The sequence below is a fragment of the Formosimonas limnophila genome (assembly GCF_014652675.1).
Lineage (GTDB): Bacteria > Pseudomonadota > Gammaproteobacteria > Burkholderiales > Burkholderiaceae > Hydromonas > Hydromonas limnophila.
Window position 1 is genome coordinate 15672 of the sequence record NZ_BMZG01000014.1, and the last position, 20290, is coordinate 35961.

At 49.3% G+C, this 20290-nt stretch carries 22 protein-coding genes and 3 tRNA genes; 19 read left to right on the plus strand and 6 right to left on the minus strand.

What is annotated here, in order from left to right; translation table 11 throughout:
- Positions 1-31 precede the first annotated feature (31 nt).
- Both glgB and IE082_RS10435 read right to left on the minus strand, forming a co-directional pair.
- Positions 32-2248, minus strand: coding sequence for a 1,4-alpha-glucan branching protein GlgB (gene glgB / locus IE082_RS10430; RefSeq protein ID WP_189493856.1), 2217 nt, complete (start codon positions 2246-2248; stop codon positions 32-34).
- Between the two features lie 160 nt (positions 2249-2408).
- Entirely contained in the window at positions 2409-4907 is a 2499-nt protein-coding gene (locus IE082_RS10435; RefSeq protein WP_229809824.1) for a glycogen/starch/alpha-glucan phosphorylase, read from the minus strand.
- 271 nt (positions 4908-5178) lie between these two features.
- Here IE082_RS10435 and IE082_RS10440 point away from each other — a divergent pair, with 271 nt between their 5' ends.
- The 5 genes from IE082_RS10440 to IE082_RS10455 all read left to right on the plus strand — a co-directional run bounded on the left by IE082_RS10440 (position 5179) and on the right by IE082_RS10455 (position 8534).
- Complete coding sequence (locus IE082_RS10440; protein WP_229809825.1) at positions 5179-5385, plus strand: hypothetical protein; 207 nt, start codon at positions 5179-5181, stop codon at positions 5383-5385.
- A gap of 5 nt (positions 5386-5390) precedes the next feature.
- The gene (locus IE082_RS11505) at positions 5391-5456 is read left to right on the plus strand and encodes a hypothetical protein (RefSeq protein ID WP_373295101.1); all 66 of its coding nucleotides are present in this window, start codon (positions 5391-5393) and stop codon (positions 5454-5456) included.
- Between the two features lie 79 nt (positions 5457-5535).
- The gene (locus IE082_RS10445) at positions 5536-5748 is read left to right on the plus strand and encodes a (4Fe-4S)-binding protein (RefSeq protein WP_189493857.1); all 213 of its coding nucleotides are present in this window, start codon (positions 5536-5538) and stop codon (positions 5746-5748) included.
- Between the two features lie 102 nt (positions 5749-5850).
- Positions 5851-6636, plus strand: coding sequence for an exodeoxyribonuclease III (locus IE082_RS10450; protein ID WP_189493858.1), 786 nt, complete (start codon positions 5851-5853; stop codon positions 6634-6636).
- A 152-nt stretch (positions 6637-6788) separates the two neighbouring features.
- Positions 6789-8534 (plus strand): AmpG family muropeptide MFS transporter, encoded by a 1746-nt coding sequence (locus IE082_RS10455; RefSeq protein ID WP_189493859.1) that lies wholly within the window; start codon positions 6789-6791, stop codon positions 8532-8534.
- Positions 8535-8667: 133 nt separating this feature from the next.
- Here IE082_RS10455 and IE082_RS10460 read toward each other — a convergent pair whose 3' ends face one another.
- The gene (locus tag IE082_RS10460) at positions 8668-9441 is read right to left on the minus strand and encodes a type III pantothenate kinase (protein WP_189493860.1); all 774 of its coding nucleotides are present in this window, start codon (positions 9439-9441) and stop codon (positions 8668-8670) included.
- The gene (locus IE082_RS10465; protein ID WP_189493861.1) at positions 9438-10277 is read right to left on the minus strand and encodes a biotin--[acetyl-CoA-carboxylase] ligase; all 840 of its coding nucleotides are present in this window, start codon (positions 10275-10277) and stop codon (positions 9438-9440) included. The genes IE082_RS10460 and IE082_RS10465 overlap by 4 nt, the downstream gene beginning before the upstream one ends.
- Positions 10278-10303: 26 nt before the next feature.
- Here IE082_RS10465 and IE082_RS10470 point away from each other — a divergent pair, with 26 nt between their 5' ends.
- The 10 genes from IE082_RS10470 to IE082_RS10510 all read left to right on the plus strand — a co-directional run bounded on the left by IE082_RS10470 (position 10304) and on the right by IE082_RS10510 (position 18461).
- Positions 10304-10630, plus strand: coding sequence for a (2Fe-2S) ferredoxin domain-containing protein (locus IE082_RS10470; RefSeq protein WP_189493862.1), 327 nt, complete (start codon positions 10304-10306; stop codon positions 10628-10630).
- Positions 10627-11247 carry an alpha/beta hydrolase gene (locus tag IE082_RS10475; protein WP_189493863.1) on the plus strand — a complete coding sequence of 207 codons (621 nt, stop codon included), beginning with the start codon at positions 10627-10629 and terminating at the stop codon, positions 11245-11247. Before IE082_RS10470 ends, IE082_RS10475 begins: the two co-directional genes overlap by 4 nt.
- Positions 11248-11269: 22 nt before the next feature.
- A complete protein-coding gene (locus IE082_RS10480) occupies positions 11270-12193 on the plus strand; it encodes a GTP-binding protein (protein WP_189493864.1) in 924 nt (307 codons plus the stop codon).
- A gap of 44 nt (positions 12194-12237) precedes the next feature.
- Entirely contained in the window at positions 12238-12663 is a 426-nt protein-coding gene (dksA, locus tag IE082_RS10485; protein WP_189493865.1) for an RNA polymerase-binding protein DksA, read from the plus strand.
- Positions 12664-12937: 274 nt separating this feature from the next.
- Complete coding sequence (locus tag IE082_RS10490) at positions 12938-13426, plus strand: hypothetical protein (protein WP_189493866.1); 489 nt, start codon at positions 12938-12940, stop codon at positions 13424-13426.
- 116 nt (positions 13427-13542) lie between these two features.
- Entirely contained in the window at positions 13543-14076 is a 534-nt protein-coding gene (gene hslV, locus IE082_RS10495; RefSeq protein ID WP_189493867.1) for an ATP-dependent protease subunit HslV, read from the plus strand.
- Positions 14077-14139: 63 nt separating this feature from the next.
- Positions 14140-15486, plus strand: coding sequence for an ATP-dependent protease ATPase subunit HslU (gene hslU / locus IE082_RS10500; protein WP_189493868.1), 1347 nt, complete (start codon positions 14140-14142; stop codon positions 15484-15486).
- Between the two features lie 171 nt (positions 15487-15657).
- Positions 15658-16629: an aldehyde dehydrogenase family protein gene (locus tag IE082_RS10505; protein WP_268244697.1), complete on the plus strand. Its 972-nt coding sequence runs from the start codon at positions 15658-15660 to the stop codon at positions 16627-16629.
- Positions 16617-17093 carry an aldehyde dehydrogenase family protein gene (locus IE082_RS11375; RefSeq protein WP_268244698.1) on the plus strand — a complete coding sequence of 159 codons (477 nt, stop codon included), beginning with the start codon at positions 16617-16619 and terminating at the stop codon, positions 17091-17093. Before IE082_RS10505 ends, IE082_RS11375 begins: the two co-directional genes overlap by 13 nt.
- 222 nt (positions 17094-17315) lie before the next feature.
- Positions 17316-18461: a methyltransferase gene (locus tag IE082_RS10510; RefSeq protein ID WP_189493869.1), complete on the plus strand. Its 1146-nt coding sequence runs from the start codon at positions 17316-17318 to the stop codon at positions 18459-18461.
- A gap of 34 nt (positions 18462-18495) precedes the next feature.
- On the opposite strand, the gene IE082_RS10515 is transcribed toward IE082_RS10510, so the two are convergent.
- Both IE082_RS10515 and IE082_RS10520 read right to left on the minus strand, forming a co-directional pair.
- Entirely contained in the window at positions 18496-19278 is a 783-nt protein-coding gene (locus IE082_RS10515) for a TIGR00266 family protein (RefSeq protein ID WP_189493870.1), read from the minus strand.
- 15 nt (positions 19279-19293) lie between these two features.
- Entirely contained in the window at positions 19294-19653 is a 360-nt protein-coding gene (locus IE082_RS10520) for a diacylglycerol kinase (protein WP_189493871.1), read from the minus strand.
- Positions 19654-19833: 180 nt separating this feature from the next.
- Here IE082_RS10520 and IE082_RS10525 point away from each other — a divergent pair.
- The 4 genes from IE082_RS10525 to IE082_RS10540 all read left to right on the plus strand — a co-directional run.
- Positions 19834-19918 (plus strand) — tRNA-Tyr (locus IE082_RS10525).
- Between the two features lie 36 nt (positions 19919-19954).
- Positions 19955-20028 (plus strand) — tRNA-Gly (locus IE082_RS10530).
- Positions 20029-20048: 20 nt separating this feature from the next.
- Positions 20049-20123 (plus strand) — tRNA-Thr (locus IE082_RS10535).
- A gap of 43 nt (positions 20124-20166) precedes the next feature.
- Positions 20167-20290, plus strand: a 124-nt coding sequence (locus IE082_RS10540) for a GTP-binding protein (RefSeq protein ID WP_229809745.1), incomplete at its 3' end; no start/stop codon positions are given.

Here is a 20290-nt window from a genome sequence, read left to right on the forward strand (position 1 = left end):
TTTTGTGATTGTGGTCTATTTAGGCCAACACTCATACTTCAAACAATAAATACAGCGTCGAGAGCGGTGGCAGTGTTAAATCAACATAAGCGCAGCCATGTCCATCATCCATGGCAACAACCTCGCCTAGATTACCCACGCCTGTGCCGCCATAAATCGCAGCGTCGGTGTTGATCACTTCACGCCAGCGACCCGCATGCGGCAGTGGCACGCGGTAGTGCAAACGCGTTACAGGTGTCAGATTGGCAATCATGGCGACAGGTGCTGCATTGTCTTGTCCACGACGCAACCACGCAAATACCGACTGAGTGGCATCATCAACAATCAACCATTCAAAGCCTGTTGCATCACAGTCTTTTTCATGCAGCGATGGCAAATCAGCATAAGCGCGATTCAAATCACGCACGAGCGATTGCACGCCAGCGTGACTATCGTAGTCAGTCAGATGCCAATCCAAGCCAATGTTTTCGTTCCACTCTGCGCGTTGGGCGAATTCTTGCCCCATGAACAATAATTTTTTACCTGGGTACGCCCACATAAATGCGTAGTACGCTCGTAAGTTGGCGAATTTTTGCCAATCATCGCCACTCATTTTCATGAGTAACGTGCCTTTGCCGTGTACCACTTCGTCGTGAGACAGCGGTAAAACGAAATTTTCTGAAAACGCGTACATCAGGCCAAACGTCAAATCGTTGTGGTGGTACTGGCGATAAATCGGTTCTTGTTTGAAATAGTCGAGCGTGTCGTGCATGAAGCCCATGTTCCACTTAAACCCAAAGCCCAAACCACCGCTGTGTACAGGGTGCGATACTCCGGGAAACGACGTGGACTCCTCCGCGATGGTCATCACACCCGCGTGACGCTCATAAACCTTGCTGTTCACTTTTTGTAAAAATGAAATCGCTTCGAGATTTTCACGACCACCGTTCTCGTTTGGAATCCACTCACCCGCTTTGCGTGAATAATCCAAATACAGCATCGACGCCACCGCATCGACGCGTAAGCCATCGAGATGATAACGCTCCATCCAAAACAGCGCGTTGTTCACCAAATACGCATTCACCTCAGTGCGCCCAAAGTTAAAAATCGCCGTATTCCAATCAGGGTGAAAGCCTTTGCGCTTGTCCTCATGCTCATACAGCGCTGTCCCATCGAAATACGACAAACCATGTGCATCTGTCGGAAAATGCGCAGGCACCCAATCCAAAATCACACCAATCCCCGCCAAATGCGCAGAATCAACAAATCGCGCAAATCCATCAGGGTCACCAAAACGTGCGGTCGGCGCGAACAACCCTGTCGGCTGATAACCCCAAGAGGCATCCAGTGGATGCTCAGTAATCGGCAAAACCTCAATGTGCGTGAATCCCAAATCTTTGACATACGGAATCAAACGTTCAGCCAACTCATCATAGGTCAAAAAGCGATTGTTCTCACCACGCTGCCACGAACCAAGATGCACCTCATAAATCGACATCGGTTTGGTACGATTGTCACCTTGTTCACGCTGCTCAAGGTAATCGGCATCATGCCAAACAAACTGCGTGGTATTGGTCACAATGGACGCATTATCAGGGCGCATCTGCGCCGCTTGACCATACGGGTCCGCCTTGAGTGGCAACGGCAGTCCCGCCGCATCAAGCAATTCGTACTTATAAACCGAACCAACAGGCAAATCAGGGATGAAAGTTTCCCAGACACCATTGGAGCGACGGCGCATTACGTGACGACGGCCATCCCACTCATTAAAATCACCGACGACAGAGACACGCATGGCATTCGGTGCCCACACTGAAAAATGCACACCCGAAACACCACTGTGCATCTGCGGATGCGCACCGAGCTTGTTATACAGTGCCAAATGCTCCCCGGCCGCCGCCAAGCAATCGTCCACAGGCCCCAAAATCGGCCCAAAACTATACGGATCAACATACCGCCAGCGATACACATTGCCCCAAGTCGTCGCTTCAATAATCAGCGGTTGATGATGTGCCACAGGAATCGCTGCGACAAAAAAGCCCGCGTCATGCACACGAGCCAATCTCGAAATGAATTCACCTGATAATGTGTACAGGCTTACCTGAGCCACATTGGGTGCAAACACCCGAGCCACCCAGTCCCCATAGGGCGTCTGATGCAAACCAAGCACGGCAAAAACATTACTGTGCTTGCCCGCAATAATTGCCTCCATTTCCGCAAAGGGAATACTCGCGGCAAGGATGGCATTTTCTGTGAGGGTGTCATTCATACAAACCTCTTGTCTCTGATGTTTTTATTATAAGCTCAATGCTTTGGAATCAGTTGTACTGTACCCGAATTGACCAACCAAATGTGATGGTTTTCTCAACGCATCAATCGGTTGGTGTGCATGGCAGATACGACTGCCATGCAGCAATCATTGGTCGAAATCACACCGTCGGCACATTCCAAATCTCTTGTGCATACTCGCGAATCGTGCGGTCGGATGAGAACCAACCCATACGCGCGGTGTTGAGCACCGCTTTGGTCATCCATGCATCTTGATCATGCCAAAGCGCGTCCATTTCACGTTGAGCGGCAGTGTAGGCTTCAAAATCAGCGGCGACGAGGAAGTGGTCAGAGTTCCACAGCGAGTCCACGAGTCCCGCATAGCGATTTTTGTCGGATGGTGAAAAGATTCCGCTGGCGATGCCGTCAAGCACTTCTTTCAAAGCAGGAATGCCTTCAATGGTGGCGCGTGGGTTGTAGCCTTTAATGCGTAAGGCTTCGACCTCTTGGGCGGTCATGCCAAAAATCTTGATGTTGTCAGCACCAACGTGTTCGAGCATTTCGACATTTGCACCATCGAGCGTACCGATGGTGAGTGCGCCGCTCAAACCGAACTTCATGTTGCCAGTGCCTGAAGCCTCCAAACCAGCTGTAGAGATTTGCTCGGACAAATCAGCGGCGGGCATGATGACTTCTGCGGCTGAGACGTTGTAGTTGGGGATAAACACGACCTTGAGCAAATCGCGTACAGCAGAATCGTTATTCACCACATTACCCACGTCATTGATGAGGCGGATAATGGATTTGGCTTGCCAGTAACTGGCGGCGGCTTTGCCTGCGAACACTTTCACGCGCGGCGCCCAATTTTTATGCGGGTTGGCACGGATCGCGTTGTACAACGCGATGGTTTCGAGGATGTTCAGGTGCTGGCGTTTGTATTCGTGCATGCGTTTGACTTGGATGTCAAACATGGCGGTCGGGTCAACCTTAACTCCAGTGCGTTCGTGAATCAGATGCGCAAGGCGTGTTTTGTTCTCCAATTTGACCGCAGCAAACTTCGCACGGAATGCAGGGTTTTGGGCAAATGGCTCCAAGTCACGCAATTTTTCAGTGTTGTCCATAAAGCCGTCACCGATGGTGTCGCGCAGGAGCTGCGTCAAACCGGGGTTGGCTTGCATGAGCCAGCGGCGTGGGGTGACGCCATTAGTTTTATTGGTGATGCGGTCAGGGAATACTTGGTGTAGTTCTTTGAATACCGTGACTTTCATCAAGTCGGAGTGTAATCCTGCAACGCCATTGACCTTGTGTGCACCAACAAACGACAAGTTACCCATGCGAACACGACGGCCGCCATGCTCATCAATCAACGAGACTTTTTCTAAAATCTCCTCGCTGTGGCCAGCGGTTTTCACATCAGTGAGCAGACGCGCGTTGATGGTGTAGATGATTTGCATGTGGCGTGGCAACATGCGCTCTACCAAATTGACAGGCCATGTTTCCAATGCTTCAGGCAGCAAGGTGTGATTGGTGTAGGAGAGCACCGCTTGGGTCTTCGTCCATGCTTCATCCCATTTGAGGTTGTGCTGATCAACGAGCAAACGCATCAACTCAGCCACAGCCAACGCAGGATGGGTGTCGTTCATCTGCACCGCGACTTTGTCAGCGAGGTTGTCGAGCGTGTCGTATTGTTGTAAATGGCGACGCAAAATATCCTGCAACGACGCCGAAGTGAAGAAAAACTCCTGACGCAAGCGCAGCTCTTGGCCAGCCTCAGACGAATCCGCTGGGTACAACACACGAGAAATACTTTTCGCACGGTTACTCTCAGACAGCGCACCCATGTGGTCGCCACTGTTGAATAAGTCAAGTTTAATCGGGCTGGTCGGACGCGCGCGCCACAAACGCAGTGTATTGACCTTTTCACCGCGCCAACCGACAACGGGTGTGTCGTAGGCTGTTGCCATCACGGTTTCTTGTGGTTTCCAGCTTGACGTGGTTGCGCCATCCCAGTCTTTGGTCACTTCAACGCTGCCGCCAAAGCCGATGGTGTAAGCCGCTTCCCGACGCGGGAACTCCCATGGGTCACCAAACGCTAGCCAGTTTTCTGGATATTCAACTTGCGCACCATCTTCAATCGCTTGGCGAAACAAACCATTGTCGTAGCGAATGCCATAACCATAAGCAGGCACACCCACGGTGGCCATTGACTCCATGAAGCAAGCGGCCAAGCGACCTAAGCCGCCATTACCCAATGCTGCATCAGGCTCAAGCTCACGAATGAAATCAATGTCTACGTCCAATTCTGACAACGCTTGCGTGATGCCGCTGGTCAACTCCAAATTATTCATCGCATCACGAAACAGTCGGCCAATCAAAAACTCCAATGAGAGATAATAAACGCGCTTTTTCTCCGCACGGTAATTCTCACGCGTACTCGCCATCCATCTGTCCACGATATGGTCGCGTACGACCAGAATCGTGGCGGTCAGCCAGTCGCTGCTGTTCGCCACCACAGGGTCTTTGCCCACGGCATAGGCGAGCTTCGCCAAAATTTCGGTTTTTAAATGTGCGGGGTCGTTTTCACGTTCGGCGGGCTTTAAGTCAGCCCAGGCTTGATTCAAATCCATAGCAGAAGTTACGCCACTGGTTGTGTCGGTCATCTCAGTCCTCTTTCTCTTTTGTTCATCTAATAATAATCGGCCAAGTTTGTTGGCGCAATGTTTGTGCCGCATTATAAGAGCAGGCGAATGGCAAAACAACCGAATAGTCAGGTGATTGCAGAACTGGTCATGCACGATTTTGGTGCGGTCACATGATTTTAAATGCATGCATCAATTCCCTTGAACCACCAATCAGTTGATGAATGTCAATTGACAAAGCCCAGTGAGCTATATACGCTAACAGTAAAGCCAACTAATCTAAGGAATACATATGAACATTAAACACACCGATGATGGCTTCAAAGGCAAGTTTTTCGTCGAACAAGACCACCGCGAACTCGCTGAAATGACCTACGTTTGGGTGGGTAATGAAAATTCATCATTGACCACACCGAAGTATCCGATGAACTCCGAGGCCAAGGCGCAGACAAGTAACTCGTCGCAGCCGCCGTTTCATTCGCTCGCGAAAAAAGCCTAAAAATCATCCCTCTGTGCCCATTTACCAAAAGTGTGTTTGACAAAACGCCTGAGTACGGAGATGTTCTATAAAACTTTTGAGCCGAACAGCGCCAATGCCACCAACCCAGCAAGGGTTTTAACCAAACGACCGTAAAAATAGGAGCACACCATGACCACCAAAGAATACACCAACGGCGACGTCACCATAATCTGGCAACCCGAGAAATGCCAACACGCCGCTGAATGCGTGAAAAACTTGCCACAAGTATTCCACCCCAAAGAAAAACCATGGATACAATCCCAGAACGCCAGCTCGGCCGAAATCGTCGAAACCGTCGGCAAATGTCCGTCGGGCGCTTTGACAATCAAGTCAAAATCCTAAAAGTCCTCACGTCGCTCGATACAGTCAAGTAACATTTCAAACCACCCCAGTCGCTGTTTCAGTTAAAATTCGCTTCACGATTAACGAAACAAACAATGCACCATGACCACACGCATCATCACGGCGAACCTGAACGGCATTCGCGCAGCCCAGCGCAAGGGGTTTTTTGACTGGGTACCCACACAAAACGCTGACTTTTTGTGCGTACAGGAGTTAAAGGCGCAGGCCGCCGACATGACTGATGAAATGCTTAACCCCGCTGGATTGAAGGGGTACTTTCAGTATGCCCAAAAAAAAGGTTATAGCGGTGTGGGTTTATACACGCGCCATACACCCGATGAAGTGATGATAGGTTTTGATGGTGGTGGCGAGTTTGACAATGAGGGGCGCTACGTCGAAGCGCGCTTTGGCCATCTTTCTGTTGTTAGTGTTTATTTCACGTCAGGTTCGAACGATGAGCCTGCCAAGCAAGCCTCTAAATTTCGCTTTCTTGCCCAATTTCTCCCACATATTTTGTCTCTCAAAGCCCAAGGTCGCCAACTTATCGTCTGCGGTGACGTGAACATCGCGCACAACGAAATTGACCTGAAAAACTGGAAAGGCAATTTGAAGAATTCGGGATTTTTACCCGAAGAGCGTGCTTGGTTGACACAACTGCTCGCAGAAGCGGAACTTAAAGACGTTTATCGCACATTGCACCCCAACACCGAGCAATACACATGGTGGAGCAATCGAGGCCAAGCCCGCGCGAACAACGTCGGTTGGCGCATTGATTACCAGCTTGCGTCACACGCCATCGCCGACAAAGCGAAAAACACCTCAGTCTACCGTGATGTCATGTTCTCAGACCACGCACCCGTCATTGTGGATTATGACATGACCCTTTAATCATTCAGCGTAGGATGGCGAGCCACGCACAGAGCGTACATGACTTAAAAACAGCACAATCAAAAAGTGTTCTACACAAGTCATCTGTGATGCCACAACCATCCAAAAAAATGCACCTTTGATTTTCACCCTTTCCTTCACTTAAGAGCCTCATGAATTTATCCAGCTTAGCGGCACCACTAAATACACGCATCTGGCGTTTGACCAGTTTGTTGATTTTGGGCTTCGCCTCAGGTCTTCCCTTAGCCTTGACGGGGCAAGCGCTACAGGCTTGGTTGACGACGGCAGGGTTGTCTGTGGCAGCGATTGGGATCTTCAGTTTGGTGACGCAACCTTATGCCTATAAATTCATTTGGGCGCCGTTAATGGATCGATTTGAGCCACCTTTGCTGGGGCGGCGGCGTGGCTGGCTGGTGATGATGCAACTGCTGCTGGCCTTAATTATTTTCCTGATGTCACAGCTTGATCCTGTCGCAAATACCTTAGAGTTTTCGCTCATGGCTGTGGCTGTGGCATTTTTGTCTTCATCACAAGACATTGTGATTGATGCGTATCGCACCGACATCGCACCTAAAGAAGAGCGTGGTTTGTCGGCCAGTTTGGGGGTTTTCGGTTATCGCATCGGTATGATTGTTTCTGGTGGGATTTCATTTATTTTGGCGGATGCATGGGGTTGGGGCGCGGTGTATCGACTGATGGCGATGGTCATGGTTGGCTTGGCCGTATTTTCAATTTTTACGCCGCTGATTCCTGACGATGAGAAACAACCCCAACGTCAGCGTGACTTTGGTCGTTTTGTTTTGATGGCCACAGCGGCTGGACTGGGGTTTTATATGGTTCGCTGGCTGCTCGTTCAGTGGGTGTTTCCTGCACCCGATAGTTTGGGCATGTTGCGTCCTGTGATGCTTGGTTTGATTCCTTTGGCAGGCGCACTGCTTGCTTCTGTGTCTATGGGTAATGCACTGAAATTTGAAGCACGTGAAGATGTGAATGGCTTTATTTACATGTTGTTTGGTGTGCTCATCGGTTACTACATTGGTGATGCGTTGGCACAATGGCTTAATCCTTGGATGACGGTACAGTTTACCGAGGCGGGGTTGGCGGTGGCTTTTGTGCCCAAATGGGTTAGTTTGGCTGAAACCTTAATTATTTTGACATTTGCGCTACCGGGTGCTTACTGGGGCGCGCGTTTGGCTCGGTTTCAGTTATTACTCACGCCGTTGCGTCATTACTTTGACCGTGATGCGGCATGGTTGTTTTTATGGTTGATTATTTTTTATAAGCTGGGCGATGCGTTTGCGGGGAATTTGACCACGACATTTTTACTCAAGGGTGTGCAGTTTTCACAAACCGAAGTCGGATTGGTCAATAAAATGTTTGGCATGTTTGCCACCATCGGCGGTGCATTGCTCGGCGGTGCGTTGATGCTGCGTTTGGGTTTGTTTCGCTCGTTGGTGCTGTTTGGGTTGTTGCAAGCGGCGTCGAATTTGGGGTTTTGGGTATTGGCCGAGTACGGTAAAGATGCTTGGGGGCACTTCACGTTGGCGACAGGCTCGGTGACCCAGGTACTGACAGGCAGTCAGGCCAGTGGTGCAGACGTGGTGGTTGACTGGTTATTGTTGTTTGTGGTGTGCTTTGAGAACATCACGGGCGGCATGGGTACCGCTGCATTTGTCGCGTTGTTGATGGGGCTGTCAAGCAGCGGCCATAGTTTGGTTCACTATGCTCTGCTCTCGGCTTTTGCGACATTGGGGCGGATTTATGTCGGACCAATTTCTGGGGTGCTGTCCGAGACCATTGGTTGGCCACATTTCTTTATTTTTGCCACTGTGATGGCGATACCTGGATTGTGGTTGCTCATCCACATGAAAACGCGCATACGGCAACTGGCAGATTAACCGCTCATAGATAAAACCCCCGTGCTTGAATGAGTGCGGGGGTTTTGCATGATGTCTTGTGTTGGCAAATATTAGAAAAAATAAAGCTGTTGTAAGTTTATAAAGTCTGTTGGCAATAAGAGTACTGGGGTTACTACAGTTTGTCTTGCTCGGAAAGCTGCACGGTTTTTAAACCCAACAAACACAGCGATGGGATGATTTGAACGCTGTGTGTGCGTGATAAGTCGCGAGCCAAATCGTCCGAATGACCACCGCATAGAATGATGTCGCAGTCATCAGGCATGTAGCGTGCTGCAAATTCATGTGCCGCGCCGACGCTGGCAAGGTGCGCGGCGGTGGCGAGTGCGTCGGTGGTGTTGGATGGTGCGCGCTCGAGAGTGATTTGACCACCCTCAAGAGGGAGCTTTGCTGTGTATTCATGAAGGCTTTTTCGCATCAGATCCACGCTGGGCAAAATCAAGCCGCCAATGTGTTGTCCGCCAGTGAGCACGCCATCAATGGTGGTGGCCGTGCCTGCGCTGATAACGAGGTGATTTTTATCGGCTGCTAAACTTTGTGCGCCGAGTAGTTGAGCATATCGGTCTGCCCCCATTTGTGCGGGGTGTTCGTAAGCGAGCTGGAGTGTATGGCGTTGTTTCTGTGCGGTCAGTCTGTGTGTCACGCAGCTGGGGAATAGGCGATGAATTACATCATCAATCTGTTGCAAAACATTGATATGGGCAACATTGCTGATGTAGCAGCTTTTTGCAAATGGAGCTTTAGCCCATGCGTTCTGTAGCTCATCGAGCCAATGTGTATCGTGATGACTCAATGCCGATGGGGTGGTGTTTGCGGTCAGTGGTTGCGCCTCTGTCTCGAAATGCCACTTGATGCGGGTGTTGCCAATGTCTATAAATAAGATGGTCATGATGAGGTTTTCTCTGGGCGAAGTTGGCCGCTGTGGAAAGATTTTAGGGTGTTGTTGCTAAGTAGTTGATACTCACCTGAGTCATTAATGCCCGCACCGATACCCGTATGTTCGTTACCTTGTGCATCTGTGAGCGTCATCGCGTGGTCATACCACAAATCATGTGGGTTCCATTGGTTGGCTAAGCTGCCTTGGACTGAAATAGTTTCGATGTGCACAAGGATGGTGTCGACCAATTGCATCAGTAGTGCTTCACGTTCGCCTGCTGGCGGGCTCATCCATTTTGAGGACAGCTGTGCTAATCCAATGGGAACGAAAACCGATGGCGAGATGTTTTGTGGCAAAAGTCGCGCTGCCACATTAATACCGACGCCAACTACCACCCACAGGGTGTTGGGTTGCGCTGTGGCGGTGCTTTGTACCAATATCCCTGCAAGTTTACCGCGTTGGCCTGTGTCTGGATGGCTGGCAATGACATCGTTGGCCCATTTCAGCCGAACATTCAAATCATGCTGTTTAAAAACTTGCGTGAGCGCAAGTCCTATGCGCAAAGACAGTGCAGGTAGGTGAGACGCGTGTAAAAGCAATCCTACAGAAAAAATTAAATCGCCTGATTGGCTGACCCACGTTCGCTCAAACTGACCTTTGCCGTGGCTTTGTTGTTCGGTCACAAGCAAAGTGTTGTGCTGACGTGCGCTGCTGTATAATTGCGCATTGGTTGATTCGCATTGCGCCATGTATTTGATGGCCAATGGCGTGGTGGCTTGACTATTTTTTGTCCACCACTGTTGGAGGGTGGGCAGCGCAATTGGTGGGTAAGCGATGAGATTTTGCATGAACACATTATATAAGGTATGGCGACATGAGCGGGCATTTCAAGCATCACATCTTTTTTTGTCTCAATGAACGTGGCGCGGATGACCCGCGCGGGGATTGTTCACGTCATGGTGCGGTCAATGGTCAGGCCTATGTTAAAGAGCGAGCCAACGAGCTTGGCTTGCTTGGTGCGGGTAAAGTGCGTGTGAATAAGGCGGGCTGTCTTGACCGTTGTGAGCATGGTCCTGTTTGTGTGGTTTATCCTGACAATGTCTGGTATCAGTTCGTTGATGAGGCCGATTTGGAAGAAATCGTGACCGAGCACTTACAAAATGACCGAATCGTTGAGCGCTTGTTGGTGGATAAAAAATGATGGCAGGCACACAAAAGCGACTCATTAAAGGACTGGTGGGGGACATTGAAATCGCCATCGACTCACCCAATGGTGAGGCGATTGGCTTGGCATTGGTGGCACACCCGCACCCATTGTTTGGCGGCACGATGGACAACAAAGTCGCTCAAACATTGGCGCGTACCTTGACCGATTTGGGCTACATTGCGGTTCGGCCAAACTTTCGTGGTGTTGGCCAGACATCGGGTGAGCATGACCACGGTGTGGCTGAGACGCAAGATTCTTTGCATGTGATTGATTGGATGCGGGCTGAGTTCAGTGGTTTTTCGTCCTTGGTTTTGGCGGGTTTCTCTTTTGGCTCTTTTGTGCAAAGTTGCGTGGCAAAAGAGTTGGGTTTACGCAATGAGCCCATACAGCGCATTGTAATGGTGGGGACTGCCGCTGGTAAATGGGCTGTGGAGTCAGTGCCCGAAGATGCGATTGTGATTCATGGTGAGCGAGATGATGTCATTCCACTGGAGGCTGTGATGCGTTGGGCAGAACCGCAAAAGTTGCCCGTAACGGTTATTCCAGGTGCAGGTCACTTCTTTCACGGTGATTTGCATGTGCTCAAAAACATCATTCGACAGCAGTGGTAAGCACATCAGTTTTGGAGAAGTTATGAAAACACCGTTGTCTGTGGCACTTTGGTTTGAAAATCAGAACGACATTGATTTTAACCCTCGCATCCCGATGTGGGCTCGTCAGCTTGCACAAGCGCATATGGATCAAACCATTCGTGTGGTGGCTCATGAGCATACGGCTTATGCACGAGGAGGTTTGTCCTGTCATGTCATGAAAGGGGAGGTGGTTTATGACGATGATGTTGACAATCAAGTGACGTTGCGAGTGACCAATGCGCAAGCCACGTCGGCTCAGAAGCTCATTTTTATATTGCCAGCACGCGCCAGCGTCGCACTATGGGTGCAGCGCATGTTGATGGATTTACCAAGCCACGGGGCAAAATTCGACGAAGTGTTGATGCTTATGCAGCTTGATCGGTTATGGGACAATTTACCCGATGGATTGGCACGCGAGCGGATGCTGTTCGCTGATCGGGTGCTGAGCTTTGATGGTGATGTTTATAAGCCAGATTTTGTGCCGTATATGCGTGCGGTTAATCCTTTGGCTGTGTGGATTGACGATGGTTTCTCGCAGGACGCCGATTTGCTTCTACCCATCCATGCCTATGCCAGTGATGCCCCGCAGTGGCGTCAGCCGATAAAAAAAGCCGATTCAGATGCATGGGGTACACGTAAAGTGGTATATTTGTCGTTTGAGCTGCAGCTTGATGGCGAAAAATTGCGCCATGTGCTCGATGATTGGCGTGCGCAGTATGCCAACCAGCTGCTGCGCTTGCAGGCCATGATTTGCCTAAAAAGCGAGCCATCGCCGCTTTATGTGCAATCCATTTGCCATCTTTGGGCGGTTGATTTGGTGGGGTTTTGGCAGGGCATTGATGCACCGAAAACTCAATTTTGGTTGTGGGGGCATGATTTACCTGTGGCGCAGATGAGGGCTCAAATCGAGGCTTGCACGGCATGAGTCGGATGCCAACAGTTTAATTGGATATTTTAAAGAGGTTATTTATGGCGCAAGATCGAAAAGGCGGTATCACGGAAGAAAAACTTCTCAAAATGCCTGTCAAAGACTATATGAATGACGTGCAGCTGGCTTTCTTTAAGCAGCGGTTACTTGATATGGAAGCGGAGTTGTTGCAAAACGCAGATGACACCACCGAACACTTGCGCGAGAACGAAGTGGTGCCTGACCCTGCTGACCGTGCCACGATTGAAGAAGAGCACGCATTGGAGCTTCGCACCAGAGACCGTGAGCGCAAACTACTCAAGAAAATTGCTCAGGCAATCGAGCGTATTGACTCGGGTGATTATGGCTGGTGCGAGGAGACGGGAGAACCGATTGGTGTGGGTCGCCTACTCGCGCGTCCAACGGCCACTCTTTCGCTGGAAGCTCAAGAGCGTCGTGAAAAAGTACAAAAAATGTACGGTGATTGAGTGAGTTTTAAGAATTAAGTCGGAACGATTTTTTAACGCGGTGCTTTAGTGGAGGCTATTAAATGAAAGCAATTAATTTAAAATTAACAGGTTTTGCTGTAATCGGTGCATTGGTTTTGACTGCTTGTTAATCAGTCAAAACCTGATGATAAGTTGTCAGAGCCATCAAAAACCGCATCAGCTTCAGTTCCTGCGACTGCCAAATCAGAAAATACTTATAAATGCACCCTGACGGATGGACCTGCAGCATGCTTGAACGCTTATAAGGAAAAAATTGGGCAAGATTTTAAGGTTTTGGATTTCAACACTTACTATGCCCTTCCCGAGACGATTGATGCAAAAGGGATTGGTTAATTATAAAGGGGCTAAAGGCGGTGAAATGAAAACTTGCGATCTCAAAATCCAAGACCCTGCCAATGATAAAAAAGCAGTTGGTTATCGCATGGATATGAAAACTGGCAAAATCGAAGGCCCTATTCCTGTAGAAATTTCGGTCTCTGGCGATGCGGAATCCTTTAAATTGAGTGACGTGGTTTATCCTGTCAGTGGCATTGATTATGCTGCGATTCAAAAAAACATCGACACGTTAAAACCAAAAATGGATGAAAAGTATTCCGTGTACCAAGTCAGTGGTATTCGCATGGATAGTAATTTATCAACAGGTAAACCGCAAATTTTGGTTCATATTGATGGCAAATTAAAAGCGAATGATGTGAGTAAAAACATTTTGTTAACACTCTCGCCTGATGGCAAAAAATATTAGGTAATAGCTTAAAGTAAGTTGCAAAAAATGATTTAAATTTGATCAAGGATGTCTGCGGGCATCCTTGATTTTTTTATAGATGACGCCATGTACACAATATTCTAAGGAGAACATAGATGGAACAATACCACGGTACGACGATTGTCTCAGTACGACGCGGAGATTTGGTGGCCATTGGCGGTGATGGCCAAGTGACCTTGGGCAATACCATTGTCAAAGGCACGGCGCGTAAGGTGCGTAAACTATACAACGGTCAGGTACTTGCAGGATTCGCGGGTGCGACAGCCGATGCGTTTACCTTATTTGAACGATTTGAAGAAAAGCTGGAAAAGCACAATGGTCATCTGACACGAGCGGCGATTGATTTAACCAAAGATTGGCGCACGGATCGAGTGCTGCGTCGTCTGGAGGCGATGCTTGCCGTGGCGGATAAAACAGCCTCTCTCATCATCACGGGCAACGGCGACGTGCTTGAGCCTGAGCATGGTTTAATCGCCATTGGTTCAGGTGGTGCGTTTGCGCAGTCGGCGGCGTTGGCCTTGCTGCATAACACCGAGCTTGCTCCCGGAGTGATTGTGAAAAAATCGCTTGAGATTGCGGGTGACATCTGCATCTACACCAATCAAAACCACACCATTGAAACACTCTGATTGAATGGAGGTCAATGCAATCGAAGCATTGAGCCATTTGTTCGACACTCGAAGAAAGTCCTTATGTCTAACAACGTTTTTAACATGACCCCGCAAGAAATTGTTTCTGAGCTTGACAAGCACATTGTCGGTCAGCTTGATGCCAAAAAAGCTGTAGCATTGGCCATGCGCAGTCGCTGGAGGCGCAGTCAACTCTCTGAAGCCATGCGCATCGAAGTTACACCGAAAAACATCCTCATGATGGGGCCGACTGGTGTAGGTAAAACTGAAATTGCTCGTCGCCTCGCGCGATTGGCGGGTGCGCCATTCATTAAAGTTGAGGCGACCAAATTCACCGAAGTCGGCTATGTCGGTAAAGATGTTGAATCCATCATCAAAGACCTAACTGAAGTCGCGGTCAAAAATGCCCGCGCTGCTGCCGCTAAACTCATGAAAACCCGCGCCGAAGACGCTGCCGAAGACCGTATTCTTGACGCGTTGCTGCCACCCGCAAGAGATGTGACCACTGGCGAATACTCACGCGCTGACGTTGATTCGGTTGCGCGCCAAAAATTCCGCAAAAAACTGCGTGAAGGCGAGTTAGATGACAAAGAAATTGATATTGATGTGTCTGCAGGAGCAGCTCAGTTTGACGTCATGAGCCCGCCTGGTATGGAGGAGATGGCCGAGCAACTGCGCGGCATGTTTGCCAACATCGGCGCAGGCAAAACCACGACAAAGAAAATGAAAGTCAAAGACGCGTACAAAATGCTCGTTGATGAAGAAGCCGTCAAAATGGTCAATGAAGATGAAGTGCGTGCACTGGCGGTCGAGGCTGTTGAGCAAAACGGCATTGTGTTTATTGACGAGTTTGACAAAATCTCTGGCAAAAACAGCAACAGCAGTGGCGAAGTCTCTCGCCAAGGTGTGCAGCGTGATTTGCTGCCATTGGTTGAAGGCACGAGCGTGACAACGAAATACGGTTTGATTAAAACCGATCATATTTTGTTCATTGCATCGGGGGCTTTTCACTTATCCAAGCCTTCGGACTTGATTCCTGAGCTGCAAGGTCGTTTTCCGATTCGGGTCGAGTTGTCTTCATTGACCGAAGCCGATTTTTGCGCAATTTTGACAGGAACGGATGCGTGCTTGACCAAACAATACGCGGCTTTGCTCGCCACCGAAAACGTCACAGTTGAATTCACTGATGATGGCGTCAAACGACTCGCACAGATGGCTTGTGAGGTGAATGCCAAGTCTGAAAATATCGGTGCGCGTCGCTTACACACTGTGATGGAAAAGCTACTCGAAGAGGTTTCGTACAAGGCGCATGAGTATGAAGGTAAAACGGTGAGTATTGATGCCGCGTTTGTTGACGCTCGTTTGGGCACATTAATAAAGGATGAGAACCTATCACAGTATATTTTGTGAGTTCAGTTGTCTGAATAATGGTGCGTCAGCGTTTTTTCACGACAGCCCCATGAAAACCCGTAAAGTCATCTTGGCTTTGCGGGTTTTTCGCTTGTTGTTGCGCTGCGATGTTGCTTATACTGCCTCATCGGTGATTGGCCTTTTGCCTACACCATTTGCACAGGAGATAGCATGTATCCGAATCAATTACTCATCAATGGCCAACTGGTTCAAGGCCAAGGCCCAGAAGAATCCATCATCAATCCCGCCTCGGGCGAAGTGGTCTGCGTGGTGAATGAGGCAGACTCGGGGCAGGTCGAGGCGGCGGTGAATGCCGCAACGGCGGCATTTGAGACATGGCGCGAGACAACACCCAAGGAGCGTGGGGATGTATTGTTGGTGATTGCTGATTGGATTGAAGCAAATGGTGACAGGTTAGCGCAACTTGAGTCGACCAATTGCGGCAAGCCCATTAATGCTGCGCGTAATGATGAGATTCCCGCGATTGCCGATGTGTTTCGATTTTTCGCAGGGGCGGTGCGTCAGCAAACAGGGCCTTTGGCAGGTGAGTATTTGCCGAATTTCACCAGCTTTATACGTCGTGACCCGATTGGGGTGGTGGCGTCGATTGCGCCATGGAACTATCCATTGTTAATGGCGGCTTGGAAACTCGCGCCTGCTATTGCAGCGGGTAATACGGTGGTTTTGAAGCCATCCGAGCAGACGCCGTTGACGGCGTTGGCGTTGGCGACTCATTTGGCTGACGTGTTGCCAAAGGGTGTGGTGAATGTCATCACAGGGCGCGGAGATTCTGTCGGTTCGCCACTTGTTAATCATCCCGATGTGCGCATGATTTCGCTTACGGGTGACATCAGCACAGGGCAAAAAATGCTGCAAGCTGCAACGCAAACCCTTAAACGCACGCATTTAGAGTTAGGCGGAAAAGCCCCAGTGATTGTCTTTGATGATGCGAATATTTCCTCGGTGGTGGAGGGTATTAAGGTGTTTGGCTTTTACAATGCTGGGCAGGACTGTACGGCGGCCTGTCGCATTTATGTGCAGAAAAAAGTGTACGACACCTTCGTCGCTGAACTAACCAGTGCGGTATCGTCAATTAATCAGGCATGCAGTACAGTAGCGAAGATTTGGAAATGGGCCCATTGATCTCGCAACGTCAACAAGAGCGCGTCGCCAGCTTCGTTGAGCGCGCTGCTGCACAAAAATACATCGAAATCACCACGGGCGGTATGAAGCTTGATGGCAATGGTTTTTTCTACGTACCGACGGTGATTGCTAATGCACGTCAAGATGATGAGATTGTCTGCCGTGAGGTGTTTGGCCCTGTAGTGTCGGTAACGGTGTTTGGTACTGAGGATGAAGTGGTTCGTTTGGCGAATCAGTCAGACTATGGTTTGGCCTCAAGCGTTTGGACGCGTGACATAGGTCGTGCGATGCGTGTGTCGGCGAAATTGCAGTATGGTTGTACTTGGGTGAATACGCACTTTATGCTCGTCTCAGAAATGCCCCATGGTGGTTTGAAACGCTCAGGCTACGGCAAAGATTTATCTGGCTATGCTCTGGAAGATTACACATGTCCAAGGCACATCATGATCAGTCATGAGTCATAATCAGTGGTCTTTTGCTTGACTGAGCTGTGAGTTAATGAAATGTGAAGGCTTTGTATTGTTAACTTTATCTGTTTGTTGTTGTGGCCAAGCCTTTGTACTGTCGAGTGAATGTATTGTGTTTTATTAGGTCGCTGTTTGGCCTGTTTAAGTGAAGTTAAACCCCCGCCATGATGGCGGGGTTTGTTATGATGCACCTTTATCAGCATTTGCCACAACAGAACAATGACCATACCAAACTCAGCATTCATTAATTGGACAGAAAACGACAAGCCTCGGATGGCAATTTGGCAATCAGAGGCCAATGCCGCACCCCCCAAGCGAGTGGTGTTGGCCGATGATACATTGGCTGCGGATGTGGCTTATCGCTTGGTCTGTGAGGGAGTGGGTTTGCTCTGGCGCGGGGATTTTCAAAATGCAAAACAGTTGCTGCAAGCCTTGGCGCGTCGCGTAGATAAAGCGCGTCAGAAAAAAGCCAAAATTGCTGATTCGCCTACAGAGGCCTTTCACCGAAATCGTGCAGCGCAGATTCAGCGTGCAAGAATTTTGGGTTTGGTGCTGATTGAGGTGGATGAGTCGTATCGTGTGAATTTACGTCGTGCGCCCGATGTAGTGTTGGCATTAAATGAATCGTTTGGGGCATTTTGTGGGGTGATGGTCTTGTCTCTGCGTGAGTTGCAAGGTTTAATCGGGGCACACGAATGGCGTAAAAAAGGCGTGTTTGTGGAGGCGCTCAATGACACGATTCATCCGTACTATGGTGTTTTTTCACCAGTGCGCGGTGAATATGTTGAGTTAGTAGCGCGCACACCGCTGTCCTCGAGCGTTTCGTTGGCATTTGATATCGGAGCAGGTTCGGGCGTGCTTTCTGCTGTTTTGGCCAAGCGAGGCGTTGAGCGTATTGTCGCAACAGATATGGATGAGCGAGCGTTGCGTTGCGCTTCTGAGAATCTAACGCGTATGGGTTTCTCGGCAAAGATTGTATTGCAAGCGGCGGATTTATTTCCTACAAATGAATCAAAGGCGCAGCTTATTGTTTGCAATCCGCCATGGCTGCCTGCAAAGGCGAACGCGCCGATTGAACATGCTGTGTATGACCCGGACAGTCGGATGCTCAAGGGCTTTTTAAATGGTTTGGCTGCTCATTTGGATGTTGGCGGGGAGGGGTGGCTTATCCTCTCTGATTTGGCTGAGCATTTGGGTTTGCGGTTGCGTCAAGAGTTGCTTGCATGGATTGAGGCTGCTGGTTTGATTGTGTTGGGTAAGCTCGATGTCAAACCCAAACATGGCAAGGTTTTTGACAAAAGTGATCCGTTGCACAGTGCTCGCGGCAAAGAAGTTACCTCGTTGTGGCGGCTGGGTGTTGGTTAAAAATGGGTCAGCAAACGCTGACCCACGATTTAACCTAATCTTTAAAAATACTACCAAATGAGCCCAATACAGAGCCACTCTCTGCACCAGCGTTGCCGCCCATGGGCGAGAGGCGTGCGATGAGTTTAGAAATGGGTAGTGACTGAATCCATACTTTGCCTGTGCCTTTCAAAGTCGCGAGAAAAAGGCCTTCGCCGCCGAAAACCATGGATTTCAAGCTACCTGATTTTTCGATATCAAAGCTTAACTGCGGCTCAAATGCCACCACGCAGCCCGTGTCTACGCGCAATGTTTCGTTGTTCAATTGACGTTCAATCACCACACCGCCAGAATGGATGAACGCCATGCCATCGCCTTGGATTTTTTCGAGGATAAAGCCTTCACCACCAAATAAGCCAGCCCCAAAACGACGGTTAAAGTGAATCGAAATGCTTGTACCCAATGCAGCACACAAAAACGCGTCTTTTTGCACGACCAATGTGTTGCCATTAATTTGAGCCAAATCCACGGGCTTAATCGTGCCGGGATAAGGCGCGGCGAATGCGACTTTTGCCTTGCTGCCGCCGCCGCGGTTTGTGAAGTGTGTCATGAACAATGACTCGCCCATCAATACACGTGAGCCCGCCTGAAAAATCTTGCCCCACGTACTTTGAGTCGGTTGTGAGCCATCCCCCATTTTGGTCTCGAACGTAATGCCTTCTTCCATAAACAGCATGGAGCCAGCCTCGGCAATTACGGTCTCGTTCGGGTCTAATTCTATCTCGACGATTTGCATGCCTTCGCCCAAGACTTTGTAATCAATTTCATGTGAACGCATGAGTTACTCCTACTTTTAGGGTTGGAAAAATTGCCAAACAATCACGGCCAGTGTGCCCGCATTCAAAAATAAGGCAGAGAACACAGCTGCACTGCCGACGTCTTTCGCGCGGCCCAACAAATCATGGTGTTCCAAACTGATTTGATCGGCCAAATACTCAATGGCGGTATTGAATAACTCACACACAATCAAAAGGATGTGACATGCCAAAAAAAGCAGCCATAAAAACCACGCAGGCTGTAGCAAGAGGCAAATCAGCTGAGCCAATGACACCAATATCAAATTGTCTCGAAACGCTGACTCGGTTTCTAATGCACTTTTATAACCTTTCATCGAATAGGTGAAAGCCTTAATAATACGTTTGGGTGACAGCATCGCAACCTCAATGAAAAAAATGGTTAGAATAAAGAAAATAAATCGCCGTCAGTCTAATGGGTTTTGTGGTTTTTGTCCTGCAATGCTCGAATGTTCATGAAAAGTACTGCCAAAATCATGTAAATGTTGCGCAAAGTGCTTGACAGAATTCTAAATACCCTTGATAATCGCGTTCTCTATGGGTAGGTGGCCGAGTGGTTAAAGGCGACGGACTGTAAATCCGTTCTCTCAGAGTACGCTGGTTCGAATCCAGCCCTGCCCACCATAGTGTTTCAAAGGGTATCTTCCTAAGCAATCATGCGCGGGAGTAGTTTAGTGGTAGAACCTTAGCCTTCCAAGCTAATGATGCGGGTTCGATTCCCGTCTCCCGCTCCAGCATAGGTTTCCCCAGTCTCGCTCATGTGGCTCAGTGGTAGAGCACTCCCTTGGTAAGGGAGAGGTCGGCAGTTCGATCCTGCCCATGAGCACCACTTCATATTTAATCAATTTGACTAATCTTGTAAGGATAGAATCATGGCAAAAGGTAAGTTTGAACGGACCAAACCGCACGTCAACGTCGGCACGATTGGTCACGTTGATCACGGTAAAACGACATTGACAGCAGCGATTACGACTGTATTGACGAAGAAGTTCGGCG